Origin of the sequence: Streptomyces sp. NBC_00358, assembly GCF_036099295.1 — a bacterium.
Taxonomy (GTDB): domain Bacteria; phylum Actinomycetota; class Actinomycetes; order Streptomycetales; family Streptomycetaceae; genus Streptomyces.
Window position 1 is genome coordinate 7,222,089 of the sequence record NZ_CP107976.1, and the last position, 17,774, is coordinate 7,239,862.

At 72.9% G+C, this 17,774-nt stretch carries 14 protein-coding genes and 1 pseudogene; 8 read left to right on the plus strand and 7 right to left on the minus strand.

The window, feature by feature from the left end:
- Positions 1-33: 33 nt before the first annotated feature.
- Complete coding sequence (locus OHT01_RS30865) at positions 34-732, plus strand: LysM peptidoglycan-binding domain-containing protein (protein WP_328556374.1); 699 nt, start codon at positions 34-36, stop codon at positions 730-732.
- Here the strand turns inward: OHT01_RS30865 and OHT01_RS30870 are convergent.
- The 3 genes and pseudogenes from OHT01_RS30870 to OHT01_RS30880 form a co-directional block, all read right to left on the minus strand.
- On the minus strand, positions 620-1,348 hold the full coding sequence (locus tag OHT01_RS30870; protein WP_328556375.1) for an ABC transporter ATP-binding protein: 729 nt from the start codon (positions 1,346-1,348) through the stop codon (positions 620-622). The two genes, OHT01_RS30865 and OHT01_RS30870, sit on opposite strands and share 113 nt — an antisense overlap.
- Complete coding sequence (locus OHT01_RS30875) at positions 1,345-4,362, minus strand: ABC transporter permease subunit (protein ID WP_328556376.1); 3,018 nt, start codon at positions 4,360-4,362, stop codon at positions 1,345-1,347. The genes OHT01_RS30870 and OHT01_RS30875 overlap by 4 nt, the downstream gene beginning before the upstream one ends.
- Positions 4,363-4,478: 116 nt before the next feature.
- A pseudogene (locus OHT01_RS30880) lies at positions 4,479-4,955 on the minus strand (hypothetical protein); the annotation flags it as partial.
- Positions 4,956-5,077: 122 nt separating this feature from the next.
- On the opposite strand from OHT01_RS30880, the gene OHT01_RS30885 reads away from it, so the two are divergent.
- From OHT01_RS30885 to OHT01_RS30900, 4 genes are all read left to right on the plus strand, one after another.
- The gene (locus tag OHT01_RS30885; protein WP_328556377.1) at positions 5,078-5,620 is read left to right on the plus strand and encodes a hypothetical protein; all 543 of its coding nucleotides are present in this window, start codon (positions 5,078-5,080) and stop codon (positions 5,618-5,620) included.
- A gap of 6 nt (positions 5,621-5,626) precedes the next feature.
- Positions 5,627-6,907 (plus strand): ABC transporter substrate-binding protein, encoded by a 1,281-nt coding sequence (locus OHT01_RS30890; RefSeq protein ID WP_328556378.1) that lies wholly within the window; start codon positions 5,627-5,629, stop codon positions 6,905-6,907.
- Positions 6,908-7,064: 157 nt separating this feature from the next.
- On the plus strand, positions 7,065-8,066 hold the full coding sequence (locus OHT01_RS30895; RefSeq protein ID WP_405917501.1) for a helix-turn-helix transcriptional regulator: 1,002 nt from the start codon (positions 7,065-7,067) through the stop codon (positions 8,064-8,066).
- 351 nt (positions 8,067-8,417) lie between these two features.
- Positions 8,418-8,633 (plus strand): I78 family peptidase inhibitor, encoded by a 216-nt coding sequence (locus OHT01_RS30900; protein WP_328556379.1) that lies wholly within the window; start codon positions 8,418-8,420, stop codon positions 8,631-8,633.
- Between the two features lie 153 nt (positions 8,634-8,786).
- On the opposite strand, the gene OHT01_RS30905 is transcribed toward OHT01_RS30900, so the two are convergent.
- On the minus strand, positions 8,787-9,821 hold the full coding sequence (locus tag OHT01_RS30905) for a phosphatase PAP2 family protein (protein ID WP_328556380.1): 1,035 nt from the start codon (positions 9,819-9,821) through the stop codon (positions 8,787-8,789).
- Positions 9,822-10,072: 251 nt separating this feature from the next.
- Positions 10,073-11,254, minus strand: a complete 1,182-nt coding sequence (locus OHT01_RS30910) for a glycosyltransferase family 39 protein (RefSeq protein ID WP_328556381.1) — start codon at positions 11,252-11,254, stop codon at positions 10,073-10,075.
- Positions 11,255-11,512: 258 nt separating this feature from the next.
- Here OHT01_RS30910 and OHT01_RS30915 point away from each other — a divergent pair, with 258 nt between their 5' ends.
- Both OHT01_RS30915 and OHT01_RS30920 read left to right on the plus strand, forming a co-directional pair.
- Positions 11,513-13,201, plus strand: a complete 1,689-nt coding sequence (locus tag OHT01_RS30915; RefSeq protein ID WP_328556382.1) for an MFS transporter — start codon at positions 11,513-11,515, stop codon at positions 13,199-13,201.
- 172 nt (positions 13,202-13,373) lie between these two features.
- Complete coding sequence (locus OHT01_RS30920; RefSeq protein ID WP_328556383.1) at positions 13,374-14,564, plus strand: acyl-CoA dehydrogenase family protein; 1,191 nt, start codon at positions 13,374-13,376, stop codon at positions 14,562-14,564.
- Between the two features lie 51 nt (positions 14,565-14,615).
- Here the strand turns inward: OHT01_RS30920 and OHT01_RS30925 are convergent, their stop codons facing one another.
- On the minus strand, positions 14,616-15,053 hold the full coding sequence (locus OHT01_RS30925; protein ID WP_328556384.1) for a cell division protein SepF: 438 nt from the start codon (positions 15,051-15,053) through the stop codon (positions 14,616-14,618).
- A 289-nt stretch (positions 15,054-15,342) separates the two neighbouring features.
- Here OHT01_RS30925 and OHT01_RS30930 point away from each other — a divergent pair, with 289 nt between their 5' ends.
- Entirely contained in the window at positions 15,343-16,518 is a 1,176-nt protein-coding gene (locus OHT01_RS30930) for a DUF5685 family protein (protein ID WP_328556385.1), read from the plus strand.
- Between the two features lie 104 nt (positions 16,519-16,622).
- On the opposite strand, the gene OHT01_RS30935 is transcribed toward OHT01_RS30930, so the two are convergent.
- Positions 16,623-17,579: an ABC transporter substrate-binding protein gene (locus tag OHT01_RS30935; RefSeq protein WP_328556386.1), complete on the minus strand. Its 957-nt coding sequence runs from the start codon at positions 17,577-17,579 to the stop codon at positions 16,623-16,625.
- Positions 17,580-17,774: the final 195 nt, after the last annotated feature.

The window sequence follows — 17,774 nt, forward strand, 5'->3', positions numbered from 1 at the left end:
GGGCGAGCGGGCCGGGGTGCTTAACGTGGCCCGATGTCCTTCATGCCGAGCGAGCGGAACCTGCCGACCACGCGGACCGCGGCCGGACCGCCGGGCGGACGGGTGCGGTACGCGGCCGTGGCCGCCGCCGCACTGGCCGCCCTCGTGCCCCAGAGCGCGGCCGCCGTGCCGCCGCCCCCGCTTCCGGGCCCCCGGGCCGCCCGGACGGCCTACGACTGCGCCAACGACGAGTGGCCCTGGACCTGTCTCGCCGAGTGCGAGAGCAGCGGGCACTGGCACGCGAACACCGGGAACGGCTACTACGGGGGCCTCCAGTTCTGGCAGTCCACCTGGGTCGCGTTCGGGGGACTCGCGTACGCTCCCCGCGCCGATCTCGCCACCCGCGCCCAGCAGATCAAGGTCGGCAAGAACGTGCAGGCGGTCCAGGGGTGGGGCGCCTGGCCCGAGTGTTCCCGGACGTACGGACTGCAGGGCCCCTTCCATGTGGTGAAGAGCGGCGAGACGCTTGCCTCGATCGCCCGCAAGTACCGGGTCAAGGGCGGCTGGCAGACCCTCTACACGGTCAACAGGAAGAAGATCGGCAGCAGTCCGAACCGGCTGGTCAAGGGCATCCGGCTCGTCATTCCGAAGGCCACGGGCGCCGCCCGGAGCGAGGCCCCCGCCCTGTTCGGCCCGTCCCTGGACCCGGCGGTGCGCCGCTCCGCGCCGCCGTCTCGGCCGCCTCTCCGCTGAACACGACCGCGCCGCGGCGCAGTTCATGGACGTACGTCGTCCGGCCCGTCCGCTCGCGCAGCCCCGGCGGCAGCCGCTGCTCGGCGACCACCACGCACGCGTCGAGGGCGCCGAGCAGCGCGTACGTCCGGGCCGCGACCGCCGGCGACATGCCCTGCGCGGGTTCGTCGACGAGCACCACGCGTACGCGGGCGGACAGGGCGCGGGAGAGGGCGAGCATGCGCTGTTCGCCGCCGGAGAGGGTGCCGGCGCGGCGGGGGAGGAGCGGGGCCAGCCGCGGGTAGGCGTCCAGGACGGCCGTGAGGTCGGCCCCCGCCAGCTCCAGGTTCTCCCGGACGGTCAGGGAACCGAACACGGCCCGGCGTTCCGGGACGAGGCACAGTCCGCGCCGGGCCCGCTCGTACGCGGGCAGGCGTGTCACGTCGGCGCCGTCCCAGACGACGGCGCCCGCGGACAGCGGCACGGCTCCCGCGAGGGCGCGCAGCACGGTCGTACGGCCGGAGCCGTTGCGGCCCAGCAGGACGGTGAGGCCGGGGCCGGGCGCGACCAGGGTCACGCCGTGCAGGGCCTCCATGGGCCCGTAGCGTACGCGCGCGTCGCGCAGGGCGATGCTCATCCGCCGGTCCTCGTGTCCAGGACGCGGTCGGCGGGCCCCGAGGCGACGATCCGCCCGGCCGCCATCACATGGACGGTGTGCGCCAGGTCGGCGACCAGATCGAGATCGTGCTCGACGACCAGGAGGGCCGTGCCGTCCGCGGCCAGCGCCCGCAGCACCCGGGCCAGCGCGGTGACCTCGGCGGCGTCCAGGCCGGCCGCCGGTTCGTCGAGCAGCAGCACCCGCGGGCTCCCGGCGAGCGCCCGGGCGAGTTCGACGCGCCGCAGCGTCCCGGTCGGCAGCCCCGCCGCGGGCAGTGAGCGCACCGGTCCGTCGAGACCGAGCAGCCGCAGTGTCCGCTCCACCGGCTCCGGACCGCAGGCGCGCCCCTGCTCGGCGCCCACGCGCACGTTCTCGGCCACGGTCAGCGACGGGAAGACCGCCAGTTGCTGAAAGGTCCGCGCGATCCCCAGCCGGGTCCGCGCGTGCGCGGCCAGCCGGGTGATGTCCCGCCCTCCCAGCAGCACCTGCCCGCCGGAGGGGCGCAGGGTCCCCGCGAGACAGTGGAAGAGGGTGCTCTTCCCGGCCCCGTTGGGCCCCACGACGGCCGTCACCCGTCCTGCCGGGATGTCGACGGAGACCCCGTCGAGAGCGGTGAACCCGCCGTACGCGACGCGCAGCCGACGGGCGGTCAGCGGGGACGGCGGAGCCGGGACCCGGCGCCCGGTGCCCTCCGCCGCCGGCCTCGTCGCACCGGGCCTGCCAGGAGACCCGGCCGTCACGGGGGGAGCCGGGGGCTCGGCCCGCGCCGGGCGGTCGGGCGGGCCGGCCGGTCCCGCGGGAGTCGGACCGGAGCCCGGCGCCGTGGACGCCGGTCCCGGTCGGGACGGGCGGCCCGGTCGCGGCTGCCGTGCGGGGGGCGCCTGCCGTGCCGGGCGCGCACTGTCCACCGGCCGCCGCGCGTCCGGCGGGTTGTCCGGCCCCCGGCCGCCCTCGCCCGGGCAGCGCGAGGCGGGCGGGCCTGAGCGGTCCGCGGGCGTGGTCGGCCCGGGTGGGCCGGAGTGGCTCAGGGCCTCGGCCGTCACGGGGAGCGCCGGGGGCTCGGATGTCCGGCCGGGGGCGGTCAGGGGCACCGCGCCCGTGGGTGCCCGCGGCGCGAGCGTCCCGGGCCGTGTCACGTCCGGCCGGAGCAGATACCGCCGCACGCGCTCTCCCAGGGGTGTCAGGGTGGCCCGGCGATGCAGCCGGAGCCGGGACGTCGTCGCCCGCAGAGCCGCGTAGGGGCCCTCGGGGAAGCGGCCGACGAGGACGGCGAGGAGACCGATCAGGGCGGCCGCCACCCCGCCGCGTGCCCCCGCGTCGAGCCCGACCAGCAGAGCCGCGGCGGCGAGCGCGCCGAGGACGCTGTCGGCACCGAGCACGACCACCGCCGCGAACCAGAGGAGGCCGCGCACGGGGTCGTACGCGGTGGCGTCGAAGGCGCGCACGCCCATGCCGAGCATGCCGCCGCCCAGCGCGGCCAGCGCGGCACCCGCGACGAACGCGGTCAGCTTCAGGGCCGGGACCCGGACGCCCGCCGCCGACGCGCCCGCCTCGTGGTCCCGCATGGCCGCCAGGGCACGGCCCGTCCGGCCCCGGCGCAGCGTGTGCGCGGCGAGCAGCGCGGCGGCCAGCAGGAGGAGTTCGAGTGCGTAGTACGCGCGGTCGTCGCCGAACCCGGCCGGGCGGGCCAGGGAGAGGCCGGACACCGCGTACGGCTGCGCGAAGACGAAGCGGCTGACGCCCACGCCCACCGCGAAGGTGGCCACCGCGAGCGCCAGGCCGTGCCGTTCGATGGCCGGCCACCCGGTCAGTACACCGAGCGGGGCCACCAGGAGCACGGCCACCGCCAGCGCGGCCAGTTCGGGCAGCCGCGGCACCCCGGGGAAGCGGCCCGCGGCCAGCAGCGCCGTGAAGAGGGCGCCCAGACCGGCGTACGCGGCCTGCCCCAGCGAGATCTGGCCACCGCGGCCGGTGACCACGACCAGGGACAGCAGGACGACGCCGAGCGCGGGCACCTGCACCGACGTGTGCAGGTCCGAGCCGGCGAAGCCGAGGGGCAGCAGGAACAGGACGACGGCGACGGCCCACGTCCCGGACGGTGTCCGCACGCGGGCCGGCGCCGTGCGCGGGAGCGCGTCGCGGGTGCCGATGCCGGGCAGCACGAGCGCGGCGACCAGCAGCGCGACCACGAAGAGATTGGCGCCGACGGCCTGGAGCAGCGGCTCCGCCCAGCCCGAGGGGTGCAGCCGGGTCAACTGGCTCTGGGCGACACCGATGCCGAGGGCGACGGCGACGGCGACCGGGAGACTGCGCATCCGGGCCGCCACGGCGACCGCCATCACCTCCATGACGAGCAGCGGCAGCCCGTACGGATCGAGCCGCACGTACGGTGCGAGGAGCACGCCGGTCAGGCCCGCCGTGAACGAGCCGAAGGCCCAGCCCGCCGCGGCCACCCGGTCCGCGTCGATCCCGCCGAGCACCGCGAGCGGGCGGTCGTCGACGACGGCCCGCAGTTCCGTGCCGAAGCGGGTCCAGCGTGTCACCGCGCCCACGCCCGCCACCAGCGCCGCGGCCACCGCCAACTGCCCCCATGGATCGGCCGACACCAGCGTCGGCGCGTCCGCCCGCGCCCCGGTTCCCCACACCAGCGCCGCCCCGCCGACCAGCAGCACGAACACGCCGATGGAGGCGACGAGGGTCTGCGCCGGGTCGCCGCCGAGGAGGGACAGCGGGCGGAAGACGAAGCGCTCCAGGGCCATGCCGATGGCCGGGGCGACCAGCAGCAGGGTCACCGAGGCGCCGAGCGCGAGCGGCCAGCCCCACTCGACCGTGAACTGGCGCAGCAGATACGCGCACACCATCGCGATCGCGCCGTGCGCGAAGTTGAGCACGCCGGTGGCGCGGTAGGTGACGACGAGCCCGATCCCGGTGAGCGCGGCGGCACCGCCGACCGAGAGCCCGGCGAGAGTGAGGTCGTACGTCAGCGAGGACATCAGTCGTCCGGATCGCGGGACGGGTCATCGGGAGCGGCCGGGAGACCGAGTGCGGACGGGCGTTCGGCGAGAGGGGGCCCGCCGACGACGGGGGAGGGCGGCCCGGCGGCGGTGGGGTCGTCGTCGGCGTCCGGCTCGCAGATCGGGCACGGCCCCAGGTCACCGCTCGCCAGGACGCGCGAGTCGACCGGTGCGGCCTCCGGCTTCCCGGCGACCAGGGGGCAGTCCGCGCGGTGGTACAGAGTGCCGCCGGGCACCATGCGGAGCTCGCCGCTGACGGCGACGGGCGCGGCGGTCGCCGCCTGCGCCGCATCCTCGGCGTCGGCGGACCCGGCGGCCACCAGCAGCCCGTACAGCTCTTCGACGCGGGCCGCCGCCGTCGCGTTCCTGCCGTGCGTGAGCAGCACCGCGCCCGCGATGATCAGCGCGGCGCCGGGCACGGTGCAGGAGGCGAGGTAGGGCAGCTGGCGCTCCGCGTACCGCTCGCCGGAGATGCCGTACCAGCCGATGAAACACAGCACCGCCCCCGCGGCGAGCGCGGCCCAGCCGGCCCACAGGACGGGGTGCACGGTCCGCAGTCGAGCTGTCCGCATCCGGACTCCCACACGTCGTGTATCTGTCCATGTCAGCCAATGGCTTGCACTATGCCTCCTGGAAGCTGACCCTGAAAGCACCGGGTGCACCTGGCCCGGACCGACACCCGGTGGTGAGCCAGATGGTTCTCGGGAGCGACCTCAGGCGGGGGAACGCCAGGGGAGTGGTGGCGACGGCGGTCCTCGTCCTCGCCGCGGCCCTCACAGCGTGCAGCGACGACAGCGGAGGCGCGAGTTCGGCTCCGCCCACCCCCTCCGTCGAGCATTCGACCAGCGCTCGGCCCAGCGCCACGGCTCCGGCCGACCCGGCGGCGGCCCAGAAGGAGATCAAGCAGAACTGGGAGAAGTTCTTCGACCCGGCCGTCTCCGCGAAGGAGAAGCAGGCCGTCCTGGAGAACGGCGACCAGATGGCGCAGGTGCTGAAGGGCTTCAACGGCGACCAGCGCGGTCAGCAGGTGAAGGCGAAGGTCGAGAAGATCGAGTTCACCTCGCCGACCGGGGCCGACGTGACCTACACGCTGACCCTCAAGGGCGCCACCGCCCTGCCGAACGCCTCCGGGACGGCCGTCGAGCAGAACGGCACCTGGAAGGTCTCCGTCAACACGCTCTGCGCGCTGGTCCAGCTCAGCGGCGACGCGTCGTCGAGTGCCGCCCCGGGCTGCTGAGCAGCGGTGCGGCGCACAGCGACCGGCGCCGCCGTCGCGGGACTGCTGCTCCTGGTGGGCACCGCCTGCGGCAGCCGGCTCCCCGAGAGCGACTTCGGGAACCGGGCCACGCCCACTCCCCGTCAGGCCGCCGCGCCGATCCGCGTCGGCATCATCAGCAGCGCCACCAGCCCCGTCGGCGGCTCCGCGTTCACCGGACCGCGGGACGGGGCCAAGGCCTACTTCGACCGGCTCGACGCCCGGGGCGGCATCGGCGGGCGGCCGGTCGAGGTGCGGCTGTGCGACGACGGCGGCAGCGGCGTCGGCGACAACACGTGCGTGCACCGGCTGATCGACGAGGACAAGGTCGTCGCCCTCGTCGCCACCACCGCGCTCGACTACGCGGGCGCCCCCCAGGTGTCCCACGCGCGCGTGCCCGACATCGGCGGCCAGCCCATCGGCCCCGCGTACGACACCTATCCGCATCTCTACGGGATCTACGGCAGCCTCGCGCCGCGCGACGGCACGCCGGGCTGGGGCGGCACCCTGTACGGCGGCACCGAGGTCTACCGCTACTTCAAGCGCGTCCAGGGCGCCCGCGCGGCCGCCGTCGTCTCCTACAACCAGTCCGCGTCCGCCGCCTACGCCAGGCTGGTCACCCAGGGGCTCAGGGCCGAGGGCTACCGGGTCGTCACCGAGCAGGTCGACTTCGCGCTGCCCGACTTCCGGGCCGCGGCGGCCGACCTGAAGGCCCAGGGCGCCGACCTCGTCTTCGACGCCCTCGACACCCACGGCAACGCCCGGCTCTGCAAGGCCATGGACGATGTCGGCGCCCACGTCATCGCCAAGGTCACCAACGTCCAGAACTGGACGTCCACCGTGCCCGAGGACTACAAGGACGCGCCGCGCTGCCGCAACGCGCTGTGGGCCACGGGGTCCAGCCGCAACTACGAGGACACCGGCGACGCCGCCGTACGGGAGTTCCGCGACGCCACCGAGGGGCTGAAGTCCCCTTCCCAGTGGCAACTGGAGGGATGGGCGGCCGCACGGTGGTTCACGGACGCGGCGAAGTCCTGCGCCCCGGCGGAGATCACGCGCGCGTGCGTCGACGCGTACATGGACCGGGGCAGGCCCTACTCGGCCGGCGGGCTGCTGATCCCCGTCACCTACGAGCGGCTGGCCAAGCCGCCGAAGACGCGCCGCGCCTGCCTCTCGGTGGCCCGCTGGCGCGACGGCAGGGGCTGGGTCTCCCAGGGGGACATGAACACGAACTGCTTCGACGTACCGCAGATCCCCTACCGCCCGTGAGGGCCGCCGCCGTCCCCGGGGCTCCCGGGCTCCGTTCCGGAGCGCCGTCCCGGACCCGGCCGCCGCTCCTCGGCCGCCGGAGGGGCCGGCGGCTTTCTCCGTTCTCCCGTCTCCTTGCGGACCGTAGCTGTCCGCAAGGGCTGGCAGACTCGGCGGCATGTTGGAGACATCCGCACGGCTGCTGCGCCTGCTCTCGCTGCTCCAGGCCCATCGCGAATGGTCGGGCGCGGATCTCGCCGGGCGGCTGGGCGTCACCCCGCGCACGGTCCGCCGTGACGTGGACCGGCTGCGCGAGCTGGGCTATCCCGTCAACGCGAGCCCGGGTACGGGCGGCGGCTACCAGCTCGGTGCGGGGGCCGAGCTGCCGCCGCTGCTCCTGGACGACGACGAGGCCGTCGCCGTGGCCGTCGGACTGCGCACGGCGGCCGGGCAGGGCATCGAGGGCATCGGCGAGTCCTCCGTGCGCGCCCTCGCCAAGCTGGAACAGGTCCTGCCGAGCCGGCTGCGGCGCAGGGTCGGCGCCCTGAACGCCTTCACCGTGCCGATGCTGCGCGGTCCGCAGCCCTCGGCCGTCGACCCCACGGTCCTCATCGAGCTGGCCAACGCCTGCCGCGACAGCGAGCGGCTGCGTTTCGAGTACCGGGACCACGCGGGCTCCTCGACGCGCCGCACCGTCGAGCCGTACCGGCTGGTGTGCACCGAGCACCGCTGGTACCTGGTCGCCTGGGACGTCGACCGCGACGACTGGCGTACGTTCCGGGCCGACCGCGTCGCGCCCCGGCCGCCGCACGGACCGCGCTTCACGCCCCGTACGCCACCGGCCGGGAACCTGGCCGAGTACGTCTCCAAGGGCGTCTCCACCCGGGCCTACGCCACGAACGCCGTCGTGCGGCTGCTGGTGCCGCTGGAGGAGGCGGCCGCGCGGGTCTCCCCCTCGGCCGGGACGCTGGAGGCCGATGGCCCGGACCGCTGTGTTCTGCGCACCGGGGCGGCGAGTCTCGACGTCATGGTCATTCACGTGATGCTGATGGGTTTCGAGTTCGAGGTCCTCGAACCCGCCGAGCTCGGCGACGCGATCAGAACGGCCCGGGACCTGCTGTCCCGGGCACTGGAGAGGCCGGGTCCCGGGGGTCCGCCCGACGCCGCCCGCGTCCCGTGAAGGGCACCGCGGGGGCCGACTGGAGCCGTGCGGGGGTTCTGTGCCGGAAGCGTGTATTTCTTATGCGGCGTCAGCTCCGGTGGCGCGCGGCGGAATCGGAGGGGACCGAATGAAAGGCGTCGGCGAGCGCGAGGGCGCACATTCCAAGCGCCTATTCGGGACTCCCGTACGACGGCTCCGAATTACGTTCGAAGGTGTGGTGAACAGTAGCGCGACCCTTCATACGGATGACGGAGTTCGCCGAAACACGTGTCGGGATCCTGTGACAGAAGCGTGACCGGCGGAGGATAGGTGACGCTTGGTCGCCGATCGGGCTTCCGCCGCCGGGGCGCGCCGCCTAACGTGGCGGTCATGGCAACCGATCCCCCCTCTGCCGCAGAGCCGCAGGACAGTCCGGACAGCTACGTCGGACTGGAGGTGAGCGAGGCCGAGGAGCGCGCGCGGGAGCACGGCTGGTCGTCGGTGCGCTCGCTGCCGCCCGGCGCGATCATCACCATGGAGTACCTGGTGGGGCGGCTGAACTTCGAGGTCACCGACGGTACGGTGACCCGCGCCTGGAAGGGCTGACCGCCCGGCCGGGACCGGACGCGCCGCCCGCCTCGGCACCGGTGGGCCGGAACACGGGCGGGTGACGCGACAGGACACGTGAAGGCCCCCGGCTCGATGAGCCGGGGGCCTTCACGGTGCGGGGAGAGGCTGTGCGTACCGGCCCCGCGGTGTTCAGTTGCCGGTCAGCGGCCGGGCCGAGGCGGCGGTGGCCGCGCGCGCACGCTCCGGGTGCGGCGGGCGGCGGCTGCCCGCCGGTGTCACCGGGGTGCGCTCCGAACGGGCGGTGTGCGGACCCGGGGCCAGGTGGACGGGGGCTCTGGGCGGACGGGAGGCGACCGTCTCCCGGGCCGGGACCTCGCTGTCCACGGCGGTGGGCCGGGTGGCCATGACCGGGGCGCCGGCCGGCGAGGGAGCGGGTACGGGTGCCGGCACGGGCGCCGTACGGCCGCGACGGTCGCGCCACAGGTCGCGCAGCGAGAAGATCCCGGCCTCGGAGCGGGCGATCAGCGGTTCGCACCAGGGCAGCGCCAGCAGGATCAGCAGACCCGCGGCCCAGCCCAGCAGGACATCGCTCAGCCAGTGCGTACCCAGGTAGACGGTGGTGAGGCCGACCCCGAGCGAGGTCACGGCGGACAGCGCGGAGAGCCAGCGCCTGGCTCTCGGGGTCGACGCCAGATAGGCAAGGATTCCCCAGGTCACGACGGCGTTGGCGGTGTGGCCCGAAGGAAATATATCGCCGCCCAGGCCCATCTCGTTCGAGCCGATGGTGATGGCGTAGTGCGGGCCCAGGCGGCCCATGCCGAGCTTCGCGGCGCCGACCGTGATGTTGAGCAGCAGCAGGGACGCGCCCAGGGTGAGCAGCGGGCGCAGCGTGTGCTGCCGCCAGGAGCGCCAGCCCAGCCACGAGGCGACCATCACGGCGGTGGGGCCGCGCTGGCCGAGCACCACGTAGTAGTCCAGGAACGCGTGGATCTCCGGCCACTGCTGGTACGGCCGGAAGAACATGACCTGCCAGTCGAACCGGACCAGCCACGACGTGATCGCCACGGCCCACACGATCGCCAGGTAGAAGGCCAGGGTCGCCGCGAAGAGGACGACCCTGTGCCGACTCATCCTCGGCACATCGATGTGGGCCGGTCGTTCCGGCTCACGGTCCAGCCGGGCGAAGACCCGGTCCAGACGGGTGAGGTTTCGTTCGGTACGCACTCAATCGACGTTACAGCGAGTGAGCTGCGTTCCAGGCCGATTCACTCGGTTTGTGATGACGATGTGATGTGGGATTCCTCTCAGGATCATGTTCATTTCCAAAGAATCCGCAATCCCCGGCGTGCGGAGCCTTCAATTCCATTGATCCTTTATGGCTTCGCTTTTATGGCACTTATATATTCGTTCACCGGATGATGGTGTGGAATTCTCCGGTCGCTCACCGCCCGCGCGCGGGCGCGCGGCGGGGCCGGTCAGGGAGGTCCCGAGCCGTTCAGCCAGAAGGCCCCGTAGACCGCCGAGGCCACCGCGACACCTCCGAGGACCAGCGCCGACCTGGACGTACGCAGCCGGGCCAGGGCCACCGCGAGAGGGAACAGGAGGGGGAAGGCGGGGAGCAGCAGGCGGGGTTTCGAGCCGAAGTAGCTCGACGCGCACAGGGCGAGCGCGATGACGACGCCGGTGTAGACCAGGAGCGCCGGCGGCTGACCCTGCCGTACGCACGTCACGTAGAGCCACAGGACCAGCGCGACCCCGGCGATCAGTCCGGCACCGGCCAGGGCGCCCGGGAACGAGGTGAACTTCTCGGCCACGAAGCGGCCGAAGGCGTAGCCGCCGTCGAAGCCGTTGCGCCAGCCCGCCTGGACGTCGAGATAGCCGAGCGGGCCCTTGCCGGTGCGGTGCCCCACCCACAGCACGTAACCGGCGGCGCCCAGCGGCGCGATGATCATGGCGAGGGCGCGCCGCCACCGGCGCGCGCCGTCCGTCCGGGGCGCGCTTCCGTCGCGCGGGTGCTCTCCCACGAACGAGGTAATCGCCGCCACCCACAGCGCCGCGACCACCGCGCCCCCCACCGGCCGGGTCAGCCCGGCGAACGCGGCGAGCAGGCCCGCTGTCAGCCAGCGGCCGGTCAGCACCGCGTACAGCGACCACGCGGCGAGAGCCGTGAACAGTGACTCGCTGTACGCCATCGACTGCACGACGCCGACGGGGAGGACGGCCCACACCAGCGCGGCGCACACCCCCGCCCGGCGGCCGTGTACATGATCGGCGACCGCGAAGATCCCCCAGGCCGCGGCGAGCGAGGCCGCCGCCGACACGAGCAGGCCCGCGTCCGGGTACGACAGCGGGGTCACCGCCGAGCCGAGCCGCTCCAGCCAGGGCAGCAGCGGGAAGAACGCGAGGTTCGAATGCACGTCACCGTTCGGGAGGCGGACCTCGTAGCCGTAGCCGAGTTCGGCGACCCGGGTGTACCAGAGCGAGTCCCAGCGCTGCGACAGCAGGCGGTGGGCGCTCCTGCCGTCCGCCGCGCTCCACAGGGCGAGGGTGATGAGCCCCAGGACGCGCACGGCCGCGTACCCGAGGAGGGCGGGTGCGGCGCGGCGCAGGGCACCCGCGAGGGGCGGCGTCGCGCCGGGCGTCTTCGGATCGGTCACGGGCTCGATTATCGGCCGCCCCCGGAACCGGCGGGCCGGGCGGGGGTGTGACGAGCGGTGCGGGCGTGGCGTACGCCACACTCCCGGCCAGGCGAACGTGAGAGGTCCGCCACGTGTCATCGGCGAGAACTCGCGTACGCTGACGGCTCACTCGCCTTTGTTGCGTGGGCCCGGGATTCCGCTCTTCGGGCCGCAGCCCCCAGGGAGTCCCCACCCTGCGGATCCGCCGGACGCGAGGGAATCTCTGGAGGTACGTACATGTCCGGGACGACCACGGCCGCTGCGCGATGCCGTCGGGAGACCGGGGCCGGTGCCAACCGCTGGGTCGTCCTTGTCGTCCTGTGCGTCAGCCTGCTGCTGGTCGCCCTCGACGCCACCGTGCTCCATGTCGCGGTGCCCGCCGTCACCGAGGACCTGAAGCCCGGCGCGATAGAACTGCTCTGGATCGTAGACATCTACCCGCTCGTCTGCGCCTCGCTCCTCATCCTCTTCGGCACGCTCGGTGACCGCGTCGGCCGCCGGCGGATCCTCCTCCTGGGCTACGCCCTGTTCGGCGTCGCCTCCGGCATCGCGGCCTTCTCCGGGAACGCACAGCTCCTGATAGGCGCCCGCGCCCTGCTCGGCGTCGGCGGCGCGATGATCATGCCCGCCACGCTGTCGATCCTGCGCCAGGTCTTCCCCGACCGGCGCGAGCGGGCGCTCGCGATCGGCATCTGGAGCGCCGTCGCCGCCGTCGGCGCGGCGGTCGGGCCGCTGCTCGGCGGCTTCCTCCTCGAACACTTCTGGTGGGGATCGGTCTTCCTCGTCAACATCCCGCTGATGATCATCAGCCTGCCGGTCGGACGGCTGCTGCTGCCCGAGTCCCGCGGTGACCGCGACGGTCCCTGGGACGTGGTGGGGGCGCTCATGGCCGCCGCCGGTCTGTTCGGACTCGTCCTCGGTGTGAAGCGCCTCGGCGGCGGCGAGGCGCCCCTCAGCCCCTTCACCCTCGCGCCGCTCCTCCTCGGCGCGGTGCTGATGGCCCTCTTCGTGCGGCGGCAGCGGCGGCGCGCGCATCCGCTGGTGGACCTGCGCATGTTCGCGCGTCCCGCCTTCAGCACCTCGGTCGGATGCATCGTCCTCGCCATGCTCGCCCTCGTGGGGCTCGAACTGATCGCCGCGCAGTACCTGCAACTGGTGCTCGGCCTGTCACCGCTCCAGACGGGGCTGCGGCTGCTGCCCCTCACCGTCGCGGCGATGGCCGCCGGGCTCGCGGGGGCGAAACTGCTGCGGCGGTTCGGGCCGCGCGCGATGGTCTGCTTCGGGTTCTGTCTCACCGCGGCCGCCGTGGTCACGCTCACCGCGATGGGCGGGCACGACAACACCGGGCTGCTGCTCTTCGGCTTCGTGCTGCTCGGCTTCGGTCTGGAGACCACGCTCTTCGGGGCGTACGAGTCCATGCTGAGCGAGGCGCCGCAGGCCCAGTCGGGCGGCGCGGCGGCGATCGGCGAGACCTCGTACCAACTGGGCGCCGGGCTGGGGATCGCACTGCTGGGCAGTGTGATGAACGCGGCGTACACGCCGGGACTGTCGTCCGTCCCCGGGGTCCCGGCCGCCGATTCCACGGCGGCGGGCCATTCGCTGGGCGAGGCGTACCAGGTCGCGGACCGGCTCGGAGGCGCTTCCGGCGGCGCCCTGCGGCAGGCCGCCCGTGACTCCTTCGTGCACGGACTGCATGTGACGCTGCTGGTGAGCGCGGGTCTGTTGCTGCTGGGCGCCGTGATGGCGCTGCGGCTGCCGCGGGTCATGGACTGCGGGGCACCCACGACGGACTCCGCCCCTGGCGCGTACTCCGGCCGGGCCGAGAACGCCGGACCCGCCGAGGACGGCTCCGGCACGGACTCCGCCCCGGGCCCGGCAGGAATCCCGTCCCCCCGGGACATCACCGGGACCCGGGTCTCCGCCTAGAGACCCCGGGGTGCGCCAGGGGGACTCCGGGTCTCTGCCCGGGACCAGGGGCGGCGGCATGATCCGTGCGAGAGCCGCCGGGTCTCCCTGGACTTGCGGGACACTGCGTCGTAACGTCGGGCCGAGATCCTTAACTAGCGGTGCTAGTTATCAACCTGCCGGAGGCTGTCGTATGTCCGCGTCCTCGAAGCTGCCGCCCTTCGACCCCGCCGATCCGCTCGGCATCGACGACCTGCTGGACGCGGAGGACCTCGCGATCCGCGACACCGTGCGGACCTGGGCCGCGGACCGGGTGCTGCCGTATGTCGCCGACTGGTACGAGAAGGGCGAGCTGCCCGGCATCCGGGAACTGGCACGGGAACTCGGCGGAATCGGCGCGCTCGGCATGTCACTCCAGGGATACGGGTGCGCGGGGGCCAGCGCCGTGCAGTACGGCCTCGCCTGCCTGGAGCTCGAAGCCGCCGACTCCGGGATCCGTTCGCTCGTCTCGGTCCAGGGCTCCCTCGCCATGTACGCCATCCACCGCTTCGGCAGCGAGGAGCAGAAGCTGGCCTGGCTGCCGGGCATGGCCTCCGGCGAGATCATCGGCTGCTTCGGACTGACCGAGCCCGACCACGGCTCCGACCCCGGTTCCATGCGCACGCACGCCAAGCGCGACGGCGGGGACTGGGTCCTCAACGGGCGCAAGATGTGGATCACCAACGGTTCCGTCGCCGGGGTCGCCGTCGTCTGGGCGCAGACCGACGACGGCATCCGCGGCTTCGTCGTGCCCACCGACGCACCCGGGTTCTCCGCTCCCGAGATCAAGCACAAGTGGTCCCTGCGGGCGAGCGTGACCAGCGAACTGGTCCTCGACGACGTACGGCTGCCGGCCGACGCCGTCCTGCCCGACGTCGTCGGCCTCAAGGGCCCGCTCGCGTGCCTCTCGCACGCGCGGTACGGGATCGTGTGGGGCGCGATGGGCGCGGCGCGCTCCAGTTTCGAGTCCGCCGTCGCCTACGCGAAGATGCGGGAACAGTTCGGACGCCCCATCGGCGGCTTCCAGCTCACCCAGGCCAAACTCGCCGACATGGCCGTCGAACTGCACAAGGGGATCCTGCTCGCCCACCACCTGGGCCGCCGCATGGACGCGGGACGGCTCCGCCCCGAGCAGGTCAGCTTCGGCAAGCTCAACAACGTACGCGAGGCCATCGAGATCTGCCGTACCTCGCGCACGATTCTGGGCGCCAACGGAATCTCGCTGGAGTATCCCGTGATGCGGCACGCCACGAACCTGGAGTCGGTGCTCACGTACGAGGGCACCGTCGAGATGCATCAGCTCGTGCTGGGCAAGGCGCTCACCGGGCTCGACGCCTTCAGGTGAAGGCCCCGCTCGTGAAGCCCCGGCAAGGCAGGGCCGGTGAGCGGCCCTGCCTCAGCTCTGGTTGAAGAAACCGTCCGTCTGACGGCTCGCGGCCTCGCCGCTGACGATCTCCGTGTTGGCCGGGGTCAGCAGGAAGACCCGGGTCGCCACCCGCTCGATGGTGCCGCGCAGGCCGAAGGTCAGTCCGGCCGCGAAGTCCACCACGCGCTTGGCGTCGGACGCCTCCATGGACGTGAGGTTGATGATGACCGGGACGCCGTCCCGGAAGAGTTCGCCGATACCGCGTGCGTCCCGGAAGCTGTCCGGGGTGACCGTGCCGATCCGGCGGCCCTTCTCCTCCGCCGTCTCGGAAGCAACCTTCACGCGCGGGTCGGTGACCCACGCGTCGCCGGAGTCCTGACCCTCGGCGTAGTCGTCGTCGTAGTAACGCTCGTCATCGTTGTCGTCGACGAGGCCAAGCCAGGCACTCGCCTTGCGCACCGATCCCATGGACGCCTCCTCTCACAGCGGTCTTTCGTGCTTCCGCATCCCCATGGTCGTCCATGATGCGGATGTCGCGCCAAGTGGATAGACGCCGCGCGGGGGTTTCGTGACGGTACTGGTGCACAGCGAATCCGTCGAGAGCCCGCGTGCCCCAAGGGTCGTACGGTATGCGGCTGCTGACTGTGAGTGAAATATGATTTCTCTCGGCGACCGGGTGACGAGCGGTGCGTACGGGTGAACGGGGTCCTCGATACGATGCCGCACCTCGACGTCGTACGTGTCACGGGGGAGTGTCGTGTTCGGAATCGTGAGGCCCTGCGCCCACCGCCTCGGTGAAGGGCTCAAGACGCAGTGGATGGCGCATCTGTGCGGGCTGTGTCTCGCACTGCGCGGGGACCACGGCCAGTTCGCGCGGGTGGTCACCAACTACGACGGCCTGCTGATATCGGTTCTGACGGAGGCTCAGGCCGAGCGCACGACGGGATGGCGGCGCACCGCCGGTCCCTGTCCGCTGCGCGGCATGCGGACCGCCTCCGTCGCGCAGGGCGAGGGCGCGCGGCTCGCCGCCGCCGTCTCGCTGGTGCTCGCCTCGGCGAAGGTGCGCGACCACGTCGCCGACGGGGACGGCCTCCTGGCGCGCAAGCCGGTCGCGGTCGCCGCGCGCCGGGTGGCCGCGAGCTGGGGGCGGGCCGGGGCGCGTACGGGATCCGAGGTCGGCTTCGACACGGCCGTCCTCGTCGACGCGGTGGACCGGCAGATCGGCGTCGAGGCGCTGGCCGGGCCCGGAACGCCGTTGCTGACCGTCACCGAACCCACCGAGACCGCCACCGGCGCGGCCTTCGCGCACACCGCCGTCCTCGCGGGCCGCCCCGGCAACGCGGTGCCGCTGGCCGAGGCCGGCCGGCTCTTCGGGCGGCTCGCTCATCTGCTGGACGCCGTCGAGGACAGGGAAACTGACGCCGCGTCGGGTGCCTGGAACCCGCTCACGGCCACCGGGACCTCGCTCACCGAGGCCCGTCGGCTCGCCGACGACGCCCTGCACGGTATACGGCTCGCCCTGCGGGAGGCCGAGTTCACCGACAGCAGGCTGGCGCATGTCCTGCTCGCCCACGAACTGGGACGGTCGGTGGACCGCGCGTTCGGGACGTCGGGGTGCGGGCATCCGGCGGAGGGCTCCTTCGGGCCGCCGCCCCAGCACGGAGGCGGCCCGTACGGCGGCAGCCCCTTCGGCGGCGGGCCGTCCTTCCAGCCCCCGACCCCCGGCAGGCGCGGATTCTGGGCCGGCTGCGCGTCCGCCATCGGGCTGTGCTGCACCTGCAAGATGTGCTGCGCCGCCGAGTACGAGGGTCCGTGGTCGCGCAAGAAGCGTGGAGGATGCCTGAACGACTGTGACTGCGACTGCAGTTGCTGCGAGGCGTGCCAGTGCTGCGAATGCTGTGAGTGCTGCTCGTGTTGCGACTGCGGGTTGTGACGGCGCGCTCGGAGCACTCCCGTCGGGGGTGCTCCGAGCGGTCGGGGAGCGTGCTGGGTCAGTCTCGGTCCTGCTCGGTCCGCCTCGGTCCTGTTCGGTCCCGCTCAGTCCTTCAGCTCCGGCGGGGAGATCTGTGACCTCGTGATCGCCGAACCCTTCGTGCCCCACTTGTCGAGGATCTTCTCGTACGTTCCGTCGGCGATGAGCCTGTTCACCGCGGCGCGGAAGGCGGGTGCCAGCGAGCTGCCCTTCTTGAAGGCGAAGCCCACGTCGAGACGGTGGAACTCGTTGAGGAATCTGACCCCTTGCTGGTGGGCGACGGCGTAGCGCAGGCCGTTGATGGTGCTCATCACGAGGTCGCTGCGGCCTTGCTGCAGCGAGGACCAGATGGCGCCCTGCTCGCTGTACGTCTGGACCTTGTAGTCCTTCTTGCCCGCCTCCCGGCAGACCTTCTTGTTCTCCTCCAGAGTCGCCTCGAAGGTCGTCCCGGCCGCGGTCGCGACGTTCAGCCCGCAGAGCTGCCGGATTTCGGTGATCTTCGGCAGCTTGCTGTCCGCGCGAGTGGCGAAGCCCTGGCCGTCGTTGACGTAGGTGACGAAGTCGATCACCTTGCGACGTTCGTCGGTGACGCCGAAGTTGCTTGCCCCGAAGTCGTACTTGCCGCTGTCGAGGGCCGGCAGGATCGCCTCGAAGCTCGCGGACTCGTGCTTCAGCTCGATGCCGAGGGTCTTGGCGACGGCGTCCGCGAAGTCGACGTCCTGCCCGGTCAGCGTCTTGCCGTCCGCCAGGTAGGAGGTCCCGGGCGGTGAACCGGACACGCTGATCGCCACGGTCAGTGAACGGGTCCCGGCCGGCAGCAACTTGGCGGCGGCGGCATCCTTGCGGATCGGCGAGACGACGTCCGTGGTGGGAATCTTGTCGGCCCGCGCCGCGGCCCGGGCGGTACTTCCGGCGGCGGCGCCGTCCGTACCGGATCCGCACGCGGTGACCAGCAGGGCCACCGAGGTAAGCAGCGCAAAGGACGCAAAATGCCTGTTTCGGGTACGCGAGAACGTACGCATGGTGTGCGGTCTCCTGAAGGCAGGGAGTGAAGAGGCGCAAAGGGAGGGGAGGGGTGCGCGTGTGAAGGCGTGGGGAAGAGGAGAAACGCGGAAGGCGCCCGTCCGGGACGGGGACACGCAGGGGGGTCAGCTCAACAGGAAGAGGACCACACGCGACCGAAGTCGATGTGGGAGCGCTTGACCAGCCACTGCCGC